The organism is Rothia santali (assembly GCF_024199905.1).
GTDB lineage: Bacteria > Actinomycetota > Actinomycetes > Actinomycetales > Micrococcaceae > Rothia > Rothia santali.
The window spans coordinates 45072-58663 of the sequence record NZ_JANAFB010000002.1; the positions used below are offsets into that span (position 1 = coordinate 45072).

Here is a 13592-nt window from a genome sequence, read left to right on the forward strand (position 1 = left end):
GCATCGTTCGTCGGCGGCCGGGCGGCCGGGGCCAGCGTGCCGACTCGGCTCCCCCTCGCGGACCCGGGGTTGCAGAGCATCGTCTTCGCCCGCGAGGAGCTGGTGGTCGCGCTGCCCTCCGACCACCCCCTGGCCTGGCGGGGGCGGGTCATGATCGCCGACCTCGCCGGGGAGCCCTTCGTGACCTTCCCGGGCGCGCAGGGCTCGAGCGTCCGGGAGGCGCTCCTGCGGGTGGCCGTGGAGGCGGGGTTCGCCCCCACGATCGTCCGGGAGGCACCGGACTCGTCCGCGATCCTGAGCCTCAGCGCGGCAGGACCACGGGCTTCCCGGTGTCCGGGTCCTCGATCACGCGGGACTCCAGGCCGTAGATCGCCCGCATGTTGTCCTCCGTGATGATCTCCTCGGGGCTTCCCACGGCCACGACCTTCCCGTCCTTCATGGTCACCATGTCGGTCGCGAAGCGCGCCGCCTGGTTCAGCTCGTGCAGCACGGCCACCACGGTCCGCCCCGAGGCGCGCAGCCGCTCCAGCAGCTTCAGGATCTCGACCTGGTGCGTGACGTCGAGATAGGTGGTGGGTTCGTCCAGCAGCAGCAGGTCGGTCTCCTGCGCCAGGACCAGCGAGATCCACACCCGCTGCCGCTGCCCGCCGGAGAGGGTGTCCACGGAGCGGTGCGCGAGGTGGTCCACCGCGGTGACCCGCATGGCCTCCGTGATCGCGCCCTCGTCCTCGGGACTCCACTGGCTCATGAGCGACTGGTGGGGGAAGCGCCCGCGGGCCACGAGGTTCTGGACCGAGATGCCCTCCGGGACGGAGGGGCTCTGCGGCAGCAGGGCGAGGCTCTTGGCGAGCTCTCGGGTCTTCATCCGCGCGATGTCCTGCCCGTCCAGGGTCACGACGCCGGAGCGCGGCTTGAGCAGCCGCCCCAGCGTGCGCAGGATCGTCGACTTCCCACAGGCGTTGGGGCCGAGGATCACGGTGAAGGAGCCCTCGGCCACGCTGACCGTGACGTCGTCGAGCACGAGGGACGTGTCCTTGTAGCCGACCTTCAGCCGGTCGCCGAGCAGGCGCTCTGAGGGGGATGCGGTCATGGGTTCTCCTTGTGCGGTCCTGCCGGCGAGCGGGATGGGCGATGCGTGGCTCATGCGCGCCGGCCCTCCCGGAACAGGAGCCAGACGAGGTAGAGACCGCCGATGCACACGGTCACCGCGCCCACCGGCACGGAGGCGGCGGGGATCAGGTGCTGGGCGATGAGGTCGGCCCCGGCGAGCAGGACCATCCCCACCAGCGCGGAGCCGAGCACGTCCAGCGAACCGCCGTTGGGACGGATCCGCTGGGCGATCTGGGGAGCGGCGAGGGCGATGAAAGAGATCGGCCCGGTGACCGCCGTGACCAGAGCCGTCATCATCACGCCGATGACCACCAGCGCGAGCTTGGAGCTCTCCACGCGGACGCCGAGCATGGTGGCGGTGTCGTCGCCCAGCTCCAGGCCGCCCACGCGCCGGTTCAACCACGGCAGCCACAGCGCGACGAGCAGCGCCACCCCGCCGGCCCACAGCAGCGGCTCCCAGCGCAGCCCGTTGAGCGTCCCCGCACCCCACACCGCGGCGCGCAGGGCGAGGTCGAGGTCCCCCTTGACGATGAACCACGTGTTGGCCGAGGAGAGCATCGCCGAGACCGCGATGCCCACGATGATCAGCCGGAAGCCCTGCAGGCCGCGCGAATAGGCCAGCAGGTAGATGACCGCGGCTGTCACCAGCCCCCCGACGACGGCGCCCGCAGCGTACGCCAGGTACCCGGTCCCGCCGAAGGTGATCACCAGCAGCACCCCGGAGTACGCCCCGGTGTTCAGCCCGATGATGTCGGGGCTGCCCAGTGCGTTGCTGGTCAGCGACTGGAACAGGGCGCCGCTGACGCCCAGGCAGGCCCCGAAGACCAGCGCGGCCACCGCCCGGGGCGCCCGCCACTCGACCACGACCTTGTGGTCCAGCCGGCTGGCGTCGGGCGTGAAGGCCCCCAGGACGCGGCCCAGCGGCAGGATCGTGTCCCCCAGAGACAGCGCGGTGAGCAGGATGACCACCCCGACGACGCCGAGGATCGCGGCGGTGACCAGATGACCCACGGAGATCCGGCGGCTGAGCGGACCGAGGCGCAGGGTCAGGTAGCGCGGCTCGCGGGGGGAGCCGGCGCGCTCGGAGCGGCGGGTCACGGCGGGGGCGCTCACAGGCTCCTCCTTCCGGCCCGGCGCACCAGGACGATGAGCACGGGCGCGCCGATGAAGGCGGTCATGATGCCGGCCTGCAGCTCGGCGGGGATCACGACGACGCGGCCCAGGATGTCCGCGGCGAGCAGCAGCACCGGCGCCAGGATGAGGGAGAAGATCAGGATCCAGCGCTGGTCGGGACCGGTCAGGAACCGCACGGCGTGCGGGACCATGAGCCCGATGAAGGAGATGGGGCCGGCCGCGGCGGTCGCCGCGCCGCACAGCACGGTCACGACCACCACGACGACGACCCGCAGGGTGCCGACGTGGACGCCCACGGAGCGGGCGACGTCGTCCCCCAGCGCCAACGCGTTCAGCGAGCGGGCGCACAGGACGCCGACCACCAGGGCGACGGCGATGAACGGCAGGATCGTGCCGACGGTCCCCGGCGGCCGGTCGGCCAGGCTGCCGGCTCCCCAGAACCGCATCTGGTCGAAGACGTGCGGGCGCAGCAGGGCCAGCGACTGGCTCGCGCCGAGGAAGACGGCGCTGAGCGCCACCCCCACCAGGGTCAGCCGCACCGGTGTGATCCCGCCGGGGGCGCGCGCGGCGATGGCGTAGACCATGACCGCCGCGATCAGGGCCCCGAGGAAGCCGATCCACAGGTACTGGTCGATGCTCGTGACGCCCAGGATCGCCACACCCAGGGCGATGGCCAGCCCGGCGCCGGCGTTGACGCCGAGGATGCCCGGGTCGCCCAGCGGGTTGCGGGTCACGGCCTGCGCCAGCGCCCCGGAGACCCCGAGCGCGGCGCCGACCAGCACCGCGAGCACGGTCCGGGGGATCCGCACGTCGCGGATGGTGGAGTGGTCGATCAGCCGCTCGGGGCTCCACAGCGCCTGCCAGACGATACCGGGGGCGATCTGCCCCGAGCCGACGAACAGGCTCAGCAGACACGCCAGCAGGAGCAGCGCCAGGGAGGCCGTCAGGCCGATCCACAGCGTGGTCCGGGGGCGGGTGCGGGGCTGCACGGCCGTCGTCGTGCTCGCGGTCATCGGGTCGGGGCCCCCGGGCTGCGAAAGAGCCGGCAGGAGACGAATCCCCAGCCGAGGCGGTCGATCTCGACGCCGTCCCAGCCGGCCGCGCGGGCGAGCTCCGCGAGTTGCTGGTCGGTGCGGTGGGCGCGGCCGGTCACCGCCAGGGAGACCAGGGCGGTCTCCGCGGCGGAGGGACTCAGCTCGTCGGGACGGGGCGAGTCGATGACGACGGCGCGGTCCCCGGAGACGCCAAGGGCGCGCAGGTGGGCCAGGGCGGCGTCGTCGTCGAGCAGGTGCAGCCACATGACGGAGACGGGGATGCTACCGTCGGCCTCGAGCGGCACGTCGTAGGGGGACTCCGCGAGGCGGCAGGCCGCGGGGGCGCCCTCGCGCTCCTCCAGCAGCCGGTGCAGGCCGGGGGCGCCGGGGCCGGTGACCGCGAGGCGCTCGGCCCCGAGCGCGTCCAGGCTACCGAAGACGGCGTGCTGCAGGTAGTCGAGCGCCTCGGCGTGTTCGGCGACCTCCTCCAGCAGCTCCGGGTTCTCCTGGGCCGAGCGGGCGAAGGTGCGGCCGTGGTGCAGGGTCCAGGCGGAGGGCCGGGGCTCAGCGGAGGGGCGGGTCTCGGCGGATGCGCTCCCGGCGGCGCGGTTTGAGCCGACGCCGGGTGCCGAGCCGGCCCCGGATCCGCGCAGGGCCTCGGGCAGGCGGGTCAGCGAGGCGATGGGAGCGAAGGCCGCGGGCTCGAAGTCCTCGCGGAGGTGCTCGTCCTCCATCAGCTCCCGGCCGAGCTCGGTCAGGCGCCAGTCCGCCCGCCCTGCGGACTCGCGGCGCTCCACGACGCCGTGCTGGTCCAGCACGTGCAGGAGCGCCTCGAGGCCCCCGGGCTCGAGGCCGGCGGCCCCGGCGATCCCCGCGGTGCTCACGGGTGCCTCGGTCAGGGGCTCCAGCGCCCCGGTCTGGACCGCGGCGGCCAGGGCGAACCAGGCGACCGGCGAGGCCGGCAGGGAGGGCGCGGCACCGGCGTCGCCGGCCCGGCCCTCGTCTTTGGGCAGGTGCCAGTACCCGGTGATGTTGGTGCGGCTCTTGGGCAGGCCGAGCTCGCGGGAGCCCCAGCGGCGCAGCGGCAGCAGCGACTTCGCCTCGCCCGCGGCCCACAGGAAGGGGGTCTCGCCGAGGAGGAGGTCCAGGCTCTCCTCGCCGGCCAGCTCGTCTAGGCGGGCGCGCACCCCGGCGAGGATCTTCTCGCCGTCGGCGCCCGTTCCCTCGAGCCAGTGGATCGTGTCGCGCGGGCCCAGGTTCAGGTCCTGGCGGCCCCGCGGGTCGTCGAGGGAGACGACGATGTGCGCCGGCGCCGCCGTCGGCCGCTCATCGAGGAAGCGGCCGATGGCCGGCAGGGCGGTCTCGTCCCCGAACATGACGACGGCGCTCACGCCGTCGGGGAAGACCGTGGAGCCCTTGGGGCCCACGAAGGTCAGCTGGTCGCCCGGGCGGGCCGAGCCCGCCCAGGCGACCGCGGGCCCGTCTCCGTGCATCACGAAGTCGAGCGCGAGTTCTCCGGCCGATGCATCCACCCACCGAGGGGTGTAGTCCCGGGTGAGGCGCAGGGGCGCGTCCGTCCACTCGATCCCGTTCTCCAGCTGGCGCGGGAGGACCTCGCTCACCGGACCGCTCTCGGCGAAGATGAGCTTGACGTGGTCGTCGAATCCCGGCGCCGCGAAGGCGGGGGCCTCCGCGCCGTCCCGCGAGCCCGCCAGCAGCTGCTCGCCGCCGAGGCGGACCCGGCGCATGCGCGGGGTCACGTCCTCGACGTCGAGCACCTCGACGGTCCGCAGGATCAGCGGGTGGATGATCAGCTGGTGGTGGCTCATTTGCCGAAGTTCTCCTCCACCTGGTCGAGCAGGGCCATCGCCTCGTCGTAGTCGTGGCGGGAGGCCCAGTACGGCAGGTCGTAGGCGTGGCCGTTCTGGAACGCGGGCAGGTCCTGCCACACGGGACGATCCTTCAGCTCATCGACCGAGATCGTGTCGGCATTGAACCCGTTGACGAAGACCGTTTCCGAGTCTACGAGCTGACCGAGCTGTTCGGTGGACAGCTCCGCCATGTCCCCGCCCGGGGCGTAGGGCTCGAGGTTGTTCTCCTCGGAGAGCGGGTTGATCTCGAAGCCGAGGTCGGAGAAGAGCTCCGGCAGAGCCGAGTTGTCAAAGGCGAGGTACGGGGTGCCATCGGCCACCACGGAGATGAACGACGTCGGCTGCGGGGGGACCTCGATGCTGCCACGCACGTCCTCGATGCGGGCGTCGTAGTCGCTCAGCATCTCGTCGTACTTGTCCTGCTTGCCGAAGGTATCCACGGCCAGGAACTTCAGCTGGTCCTGCCAGGTCTCGAAGCCCTTGTCCACCATCACGGTCGGGGCGATGTCCGAGAGGTCGTCGTAGATCTCGTCGGCCTGGAAGTAGGGGAAGCCCCAGCCGCCGGCGATGATCAGGTCCGGCTCGGCGGCCATGATGGACTCCAGGTCGAAGCCCTCGGTGCTCCAGGGCAGGAACTCCGTGCCGTCCTCCTCGGGCTTGTCGCCCCACATGTCGGAGAACTCGCCCGCGCCGTCCGCGTCCTCGGGGACCACGTTCGTCACGGGGACGTCCAGGTCGTAGAGGTAACCGGCCAGGGCGTAGTTCAGCACGACGACCTTCTGCGGGTCGCCCGGGACCGTCACGTCGCCCTTGGGGGTGGAGACCGTGCGGTCGGCCGACTGCTCGGCGGACTGGCTGCTGTCGGAGCTGGCCTCGTCGGAGCCCTGCGCACATCCGGCCAGGCCGATCGTGGAGGCGACCAGCAGCGACACTGTCAGCTTGGACAGGGTGGAGAATTTAGACATATTTCATTCCTCAAAGGTGAACCGGCGTCCGGCCACGCTCTCACGGGGGCGACGCTGTGATCTCGGCGCGCGATGACAACGCGCGAGGATAGGTTAGCATTCCCTAAGCTGTCTCCCCCAGGACGGGGCGATACGCGACCTCCCATTGCGGGTTCCGGGATCGTGGTGCGCGCGCAGAAGGGGCTGGGGCAGTTCACGGGATCGACTTCACCCGCCTTCGGGCGGCGAAGGCCGCGGAACAGGCACAGCCAACCCGGCAGTCCGGCCTTCGCCCCTAGCCGACCGCCATCCCCGCCCCGGCGCCCCAGGCACTTGGGGAGCGCCTCTCTGCCCCGGCGAGACGATATGGGCCACCGGCTGGGCCGGCCGCCCTCTTCACGACGACGGCCGGCCCGCGGCCTCAGCCCTTCAGCTCCTCCGCCAGCGCGTGGAACGCCGAGGACGGGTTGCCGAAGCGGTGCAGGGTGATCGAGACCGCCTGCTCCTTGAGCCAGTACCGCAGCTCCACGCGGCCCGAGGCGGTCACGGCGTCGTCCAGCAGCGCGACCTCCGGCCGGGCGGCCAGCCGCTCCCGGAGGACCGGGTCCAGCGTGCCGATGACCCGCACGCGGGCGCCCACCGAGACGTCGTAGGCGCCGTCGGCGAGCCGGGCTGCGAAGGCGACGGCCTCGCGCGTCTCGGGGGCCGCGAAGCCCAGCTGGCCGGTAGCGGGCGCGAGCAGCGCGGAGACCTCGGGGGCGACGTCAGGATCGGCCACGATGCGCACCCCGGCCCCGGCGCGCCGGGCGGCGAGCAGCGCACGGACCGCCTCGGCCGCGACGGCGTCGGCGGACACGCGCAGCACCAGCTCCGCCGGGCGATACCGGAAGATGTTGGCCTCGCTGTCCAAGCCGGTGAGGTCGCGGGCCGCGCCGAACTCGGTGGCCCAGGCCGCGGCGTCGCCTGAGGGGCGGCGCTCGGTGCCGGGCCGGGCGGCGTCGTGCCAGGAGCCCCTCATCATGACGTAGTTGGGGCCGCCCGCCTTGGAACCCAGCCCCACCGAGGACTGCTTCCAGCCGCCGAAGGACTGGCGCTGGACGATAGCACCGGTGATGCCGCGGTTGACGCCGGCACAGCAGGCAGGTCGTCCACTCGATCGCCGACGACCACGTGACCCACGTGGTGGCCGACGCTCTCACCCACGTCCGGGAGGGTGCCCCGCACTCCTCGGACGCACCCCGACCACACCCGGCCGCGCCACCGGCTCACCCCTTCACGAGCAGCCAGTGCGCGTCGTCGCCTACCGCGCCGCTATCCCGACGTCGATCACCACGGCGGCCGGAGCATCCACTTCGGGATAATGGCAGCCGAACTCAGCGATGCCTTATTGACAAGTCGCACCCGCTCCGCCGCCAGCAGGTCATATGCCAGTCCATGAGCTCACCGACAGCCCTGGGCGGGGAGCATGGTCAGGCCCCCGCCGTCAAGGTAGCCGATTACCGCCCATGTAGAGACACTGATGGAAAGATCTGCGGACGCGAGAAGCCTCCAGTCAAACCATGATTTACTCGAACCACTTCGTGGAACCGGCAATCCGCCGCGGGGCGAGACACGCATCGCACAGCGCAGGCTGATCGCCACTGTGTCGATGACCAGGACGCACTTCAGGACCACCGCATCATCAAGCCTTGAACCCAACCTCGACGTCGGAAATTAGCCCATCCTTCAGGCGGAGCAGCTGCGCCACCTCGCCCAGCATTGCGAGCCGGACGGTGGCCGCTTGGAACAGCATTCCGACAGTCGCATGCCGCCCCGCATTGAGACCAGTGCATCACCGGCCCCTTGTTCAAGGGTCTGATCTCAGCCATGTGCATCTACCAAAGTATGCAAAACACCACCCGTTCCTGATGTCTTGAAGAACCATCGTCAATCCGAGGATGCCATGCGCGTGGTGTCGAATTCCTAACCTCACAAGCGTGGTCGCTATTGGATATCCCTCTGAGAGCTCCTCTGTCACGCCAGGAAGCATCAGGACCCCCCGAGCCACTTTAAGGTTAATCGATGTTTTCACCCTTGACCTCGCCAAGATGTCGCGCTTCACTCGGTCCTAGGGTGTCCTTTAATCGACGAATCTCTACTCGAGGTTGAGGCACCCTCGAATGACAAGGGAAAACTAAGAAGGAGAATCAGAATGTACCTCAGTTCCGTATTCCCCACCAGAATGAGACCGACAGCTTTGGTCATCCTTCTGGTGATGGCCCTGCTCGCCGCCCTACTCTCCCCCACTGCAGCTCGCGCCATGACATCACCAGATGCAGAGCATGCTAGCGATTCCGTCCAGGCAGCGCAGCGGTCCATCACCGCCGTACAGGAGCGCTCCGAAACCCTCATCAAGACACCCGCGCCCGACCCCGGCCCCCCGGAGGCGCTGCCCTCCCTCACGACGGAAGCAGGTGGCGGAATTGAGCTTCCTCGATTCTCAGACCAACCGCTCCGCATGACGGACTCGAGCGGGTCAGTCCTAGAGATCACCTCCCCCGCAGCGCACGATGCCAGCCGCGGTGTAGCATCACCGGACGGTGTCATTACGTACCCCACCCAGGGTTCGCATATTCATTCGCTGATTCCCACGGACTCCGGTGTGCAGCAATTGATCACACTCATCGACGAGAGTGCCCCGGACCGCTACGTGTATGACCTCACCCTTAATCCTGAGCACATCATCGAACCGCAGGATGACGGCAGCATCCACATCAACCGGCCGGATGGATCGCTCGAGACGGCGATCGCCGCCCCTTGGGCACAGGATGCTTCGGGCAGGGACATCCCTACTCGGTTCGAAATCAAGGACGACCAGCTCGTTCAATTCATCGACCACCAGAAGGCTGAAAACGTTGCCTACCCGATCGTTGCAGACCCCTTCTGGCTGGCACCGGCCGTTGTCAGATGCCTTATTGGTATCGGAATCAATGGTCCAACCATCACGCGAATTATGCAAACCGGCACTCCCCAGGCACTCATTGCCGCCGGAGGGTATGCCGCACTCCGATGCTTGATGGGCCGATGATGAAAAAATTCAAGAGTAAATCGTTGCCCGAATTGAAGGCAAGACTTGAATTCGTCAATCAGGAGCTAGAAAAACATTCGATAAACTCAACGAACCTCCAACAGAGCCGTGAGCTCATCGAATCCATGAAAGGACAAAACCGAGATGAGGTGAGGCGGGAACTTGCCGCACGGGGACTCCCCCCGCTCGAGGATCAAGGAAAAACCATGGTGACCGGAGCCTGGAGTTTTTGGAAGCTGAACCGATCTCGCCAATTGCTTGAGAAGGCAATCGAGCGTAGAGAGTCCCCCGCCGCCGGTTGAGGCATGTGGGGCCCGACGAGTCCCCATCGGTAACAGGTTTTCGCAAGCAGTTGTTTAACCGCTTCCCGATGGGGAAGCTGGAAGCGCAGGCCACCGGGCCAGATGCCCAAAGCTGCGCGGACCGCGGCGCGGTCTGGTTCCAGTGACGAACGGAAACCCATACTCCCTGGGAAGGCAGTAGGCGCGGTGAGTACGCCGACCAAGCTGTCTTCACGGGAAAGTTCAAGAGGTATCAATAACGATTGGAGACGAAACGCAGTACCCGGCAAGTGGGCCGGCCGCCGCCCCTGTCGCGGGGACGGCGGCCGACCGGTGCGCCGGCCTCAGCCCTTCAGCTCCTCCGCCAGCGCGTGGAACGCCGAGGACGGGTTACCGAAGCGGTGCAGGGTGATCGAGACCGCCTGCTCCTTGAGCCAGTACCGCAGCTCCACGCGGCCCGAGGCGGTCACGGCGTCGTCCAGCAGCGCGACCTCCGGCCGGGCGGCCAGCCGCTCCCGGGTGGCCGGGTCCAGCGTGCCGACCACGCGCACGCGGGCGCCCACCGAGACGTCGTAGGCGCCGTCGGCCAGGTGCCGGGCGAACGACGACTCGTCGGCCGACGCGGCATCGTCGAACCCGAGCTGCGCGGGCGCGAACGCCAGCAGCGCGGCGACCTCGGCGGAGACGCCCGGGTCGGCCACGACCCTCAGGCCAGCCCCGCTCGCCGGGCCGCCACGAGGGCGCGGGCCGTCTCGGCGGCCGAGGCGTCGGCCGCGACGCGCAGCACCAGGTCAGCCGCCCGGTAGCGGAAGATGTTGGCCTCCGCGTGCAGGCCGGTGCGGTCGCGGGCCGCGCCGAACTCGGTGGCCCAGGCCGCGGCGTCGTCGGCGACCGCGGTAGCCAGCCAGTCCGCGCCCGCGGCGTCGAGCAGCCCCTCGGCCTCGGCGCACCGGATCAGCGCGTCGATCGACGAGTCGCCGGAGTTCCTGCGCCCCGCGCCGGCCCGGGCGGCGTCGCTCCACGTGCCCATCATCATGACGTAGTTGGGGCCGCCCGCCTTGGAGCCGAGGCCCACCGAGGACTGCTTCCAGCCGCCGAAGGACTGGCGCTGCACGATCGCGCCGGTGATCCCGCGGTTGACGTAGGCGTTGCCGACCTGGACCTCCTCGGCCCAGCGGCGCACCTCGCGGGGGTCCAGGCTGTGGATGCCGCCGGTCAGGCCGAAGTCGGTCGCGTTCTGCAGCTCGATCGCCTCGTCCAGGTCCTTCGCCCGCATCAGGCCGAGCACCGGCCCGAAGACCTCGGTCAGGTGGAAGAAGGAGCCGGGCTTCACGCCGTCCTTGATCCCGGGGGACCAGAGCCGGCCCGAGTCGTCGAGCGGGCGCGGCTCGAGCAGCCAGCGCTCCCCCTCCTCGAGCTGCGTCAGGGCCCGGTGCAGCTTCTCGCTCGGCAGCTCGGTCAGCGGACCCATCGTCGCGGAGAGGTTGGTGGGCCAGTCCACGACCATCGAGGCCGCGGCGTCGACCAGCTGGCGGCGGAACCGCTCCGAGTCGTAGACGCTGCCGACCAGGACGCCCAGCGAGGCCGCCGAGCACTTCTGACCCGCGTGGCCGAAGGCCGAGTGGACGAGGTCGGCCACCGCGAGGTCGCGGTCCGCGGCCGGGGTGATCACCAGGGCGTTCTTGCCGGAGGTCTCCGCCGCGATCCGCAGCTCGGGGCGCCAGGAGGCGAACATCGAGGCGGTCTCGGAGGCGCCGGTCAGGATCACGCGGTCGACGCCGGGGTGGCTGACCAGCGCGCGGCCGGCGTCGCGGTCGGCCGGGTAGACCCCGCGCAGCACCTCGCGCGGGACGCCGGCCTCCCACAGCGCATCCAGGATCGCCATCGAGCAGTGCGGGGTCGGCTTGGAGGGCTTGTGCACGACGCCGGCCCCGGCCGCGAGCGCGGCGAAGGTCGAGCCCGCGGGGATCGCCAGCGGGAAGTTCCACGGCGGGGTCACCAGGACCACCCGGTCGGGGGTGAACTCGGCGTGCTCCACCTCCTCCAGCTCGAGCGCCGAGTGGGCGTAGTACCGGGCGAAGTCGATGGCCTCGGAGACCTCCGGGTCCGACTGCTCGACCGACTTCCCGACCTCGGCCGCCGCGATCGAGACCAGGTGGCCGCGGCGGGCGGCCAGGATGTCGGCGGTGCGGTACAGGATCCGGGCGCGCTCGGCGGCGGGGCGGGCGGCCCAGGCGAGCGCCGCCTGACGGACGGAGCCGATCAGGTCCTCGACGCCGTCCGCGGCGACCGTCTCCGGCGCCAGCTGCTCCTCGAGCCAGCCCTCCCGCGCCGCAGTCTGGATCGCGGCGCGCGCCCACTGCTGGTTGGCCCGCAGCGAGGGGTCGGTGTCCGGCTCGTTGACGAACGGGGGCAGGGTGGCGGCGGCCGGGGCGCCGGCGGGCGCGGTGGCGGCCGGTGCGCCGGAGCCAGCCGGCGCGGCGTGAGCGGCCGGAGCGGCGTCGTCGGCAGGTGCAGCGTCATCGGCCGACGCAGCGGGCAGCGCCTCCGCGGAGCGGTCCTGACGGTGCTGCGGCCCGGGCGCGGTCTCGCCCTCCGCCGCGAGGAGCGCGGCGAGGTCGTCGAGGGAGGCGCGGAAGCGGCGCTCCTCGCGGGCGAAGATCTCGTTGCCGGGCTTCAGGTCGAAGATCCCGGACATGAAGTTCTCGCTCGCGGCGTTCTCCTCGAGCCGGCGCACGAGGTAGGAGATCGCGACGTCGAACTCCTGCGGCCGCACGGCCGGGACGTAGAGCAGCAGCTGCCCGACGTCGTCGCTCACGGCCGCGGCCTGCTCGCTGGCCATGCCCTGCAGCATCTCGAACTCGATCCGGTGCGAGACCCCGCGCTCGACGCCGAGCAGGTGGGCGAAGGCGATGTCGAAGAGGTTGTGCCCGGCGACGCCGATCCGCAGCCCCTCCATCCGCTCGGCGGTGAACAGCCAGTGCAGCACGCGCTTGTAGTTGGCGTCGGTGGCCTGCTTGGACTCGCAGGTGGCCACGGGCCAGCCGGCGACCTCGGCGTGGACGGTCTCCATCGCGAGGTTCGCGCCCTTGACCAGGCGCACCTTGATGCCGGCGCCGCCCGCGCGGACCCGCTCGGCGGCGAACGCGGAGAGCTCCTGCATCGCCCCCAGCGCGTCGGGCAGGTAGGCCTGCAGCACGATGCCGGCCTCGAGGCCCTCGATCCCCGGGAGGGAGAGCAGCCGGGTGAAGACCTCGATGGTCAGGCGCAGGTCCCGGTACTCCTCCATGTCCAGGTTGATGAACTTGGAGCCGGCCGGGGCCGCGGCGGCCTCCCGGTAGAGCGGGGTGAGGCGCTCGACGACGTAGTCGACCGTCTCGTCGAAGCCCCACATGGAGATCCGCGAGGCGATCGAGGAGACCTTGATCGAGACGTAGTCGACGTCCTCGCGGGCGAGCAGCCGGCGGGTCTCGGCGAGGTGGCGGTCGGCCTCCTCCTCGCCCAGCACGGCCTCGCCGAGGAGGTTGATGTTCAGGCGGTGCCCGTCCTCGGTCAGGGTCGCGACGGCCTTGCCGAGCGGCTCGTCGCGGGCGTCGACGATCATGTGGCCGACCATCGAGCGGATCCGGGTGCGGGCCGCGGGGACCACCACCTGCGGCAGGTACTTCGCGAGCGCGGAGCCGGCCTTGATCTGCGCGCGGTCCAGCGCGGAGAGCGTGGCGGGGGCGATCGCGCCGAGCTCGGCGAGCGCCTCGGCGGCGGCCCTCGAGTCCTCGGTGCGGATGACGCGGTCGACGAAGCCGACGGTGAAGTCCAGGCCGCGGGGGTCGGAGAGCACGGCGGAGAGGCGCTCGGCAGAGGGGTTGGGCTTGGCCCGGCCCTCGCCGCGCTCGAGCCAGCGGGTCACCTTGGCCGCGGCGGCGTCGGCCAGGCGGGAGAGGTCGCCGACGGCGTGGTCCTCCCCGGCGGCGGACTCGAGGCGGACCCCGTGGGCGGTCGTGAGGCGGGGGTGGGTCGAGGTGTCCATGCGCTCCTCCTTCGTCAGGATGTGGTCGGGGCGGTTCCCGGGGGTCGCCTCCGCGCTGGGTGCCGGGTGCCGGACGGCGGTGCCGGGGAGCGGAGGGTCGAGGGCGACGCGTCGTCGAGTCGCG

General features: G+C 70.8%; 9 protein-coding genes and 1 pseudogene. 3 read left to right on the forward strand and 7 right to left on the reverse strand.

The window, feature by feature from the left end; all coding sequences use genetic code 11:
* Positions 1–102 precede the first annotated feature (102 nt).
* On the forward strand, positions 103–393 hold the full coding sequence (locus tag NBM05_RS15760; protein ID WP_373689258.1) for a LysR substrate-binding domain-containing protein: 291 nt from the start codon (positions 103–105) through the stop codon (positions 391–393).
* Here the strand turns inward: NBM05_RS15760 and NBM05_RS01170 are convergent.
* From NBM05_RS01170 to NBM05_RS01195, 6 genes are all read right to left on the reverse strand, one after another.
* On the reverse strand, positions 302–1090 hold the full coding sequence (locus tag NBM05_RS01170) for an ABC transporter ATP-binding protein (RefSeq protein WP_254164463.1): 789 nt from the start codon (positions 1088–1090) through the stop codon (positions 302–304). The genes NBM05_RS15760 and NBM05_RS01170 overlap by 92 nt on opposite strands.
* 50 nt (positions 1091–1140) lie before the next feature.
* Positions 1141–2223, reverse strand: a complete 1083-nt coding sequence (locus NBM05_RS01175) for a FecCD family ABC transporter permease (protein WP_254164465.1) — start codon at positions 2221–2223, stop codon at positions 1141–1143.
* Positions 2220–3233 (reverse strand): FecCD family ABC transporter permease, encoded by a 1014-nt coding sequence (locus NBM05_RS01180; protein WP_254164467.1) that lies wholly within the window; start codon positions 3231–3233, stop codon positions 2220–2222. The genes NBM05_RS01175 and NBM05_RS01180 overlap by 4 nt, the downstream gene beginning before the upstream one ends.
* Positions 3234–3253: 20 nt before the next feature.
* Positions 3254–5107 (reverse strand): siderophore-interacting protein, encoded by a 1854-nt coding sequence (locus tag NBM05_RS01185; protein ID WP_254164469.1) that lies wholly within the window; start codon positions 5105–5107, stop codon positions 3254–3256.
* Positions 5104–6114 (reverse strand): ABC transporter substrate-binding protein, encoded by a 1011-nt coding sequence (locus tag NBM05_RS01190; protein ID WP_254164471.1) that lies wholly within the window; start codon positions 6112–6114, stop codon positions 5104–5106. Before NBM05_RS01190 ends, NBM05_RS01185 begins: the two co-directional genes overlap by 4 nt.
* 400 nt (positions 6115–6514) lie before the next feature.
* Positions 6515–7153, reverse strand: a complete 639-nt coding sequence (locus NBM05_RS01195) for a hypothetical protein (protein ID WP_254164473.1) — start codon at positions 7151–7153, stop codon at positions 6515–6517.
* A 1131-nt stretch (positions 7154–8284) separates the two neighbouring features.
* On the opposite strand from NBM05_RS01195, the gene NBM05_RS01200 reads away from it, so the two are divergent.
* Entirely contained in the window at positions 8285–9160 is an 876-nt protein-coding gene (locus tag NBM05_RS01200; RefSeq protein ID WP_254164475.1) for a hypothetical protein, read from the forward strand.
* Positions 9157–9462: a hypothetical protein gene (locus NBM05_RS01205; RefSeq protein ID WP_254164477.1), complete on the forward strand. Its 306-nt coding sequence runs from the start codon at positions 9157–9159 to the stop codon at positions 9460–9462. Before NBM05_RS01200 ends, NBM05_RS01205 begins: the two co-directional genes overlap by 4 nt.
* A 323-nt stretch (positions 9463–9785) precedes the next feature.
* Here NBM05_RS01205 and NBM05_RS01215 read toward each other — a convergent pair.
* Positions 9786–13468: pseudogene (locus NBM05_RS01215) on the reverse strand (proline dehydrogenase family protein).
* Positions 13469–13592: the final 124 nt, after the last annotated feature.

What these genes read in the sequence shown, in the direction of transcription:
- NBM05_RS01190 (WP_254164471.1), bottom strand. Translation starts at nt 6,114, where the DNA reads ATGTCTAAATTCTCCACCCTGTCCAAGCTGACAGTGTCGCTGCTGGTC.
- NBM05_RS01185 (WP_254164469.1), bottom strand. Translation starts at nt 5,107, where the DNA reads ATGAGCCACCACCAGCTGATCATCCACCCGCTGATCCTGCGGACCGTC.
- NBM05_RS01200 (WP_254164475.1), top strand. Translation starts at nt 8,285, where the DNA reads ATGTACCTCAGTTCCGTATTCCCCACCAGAATGAGACCGACAGCTTTG.
- NBM05_RS01170 (WP_254164463.1), bottom strand. Translation starts at nt 1,090, where the DNA reads ATGACCGCATCCCCCTCAGAGCGCCTGCTCGGCGACCGGCTGAAGGTC.
- NBM05_RS01205 (WP_254164477.1), top strand. Translation starts at nt 9,157, where the DNA reads ATGATGAAAAAATTCAAGAGTAAATCGTTGCCCGAATTGAAGGCAAGA.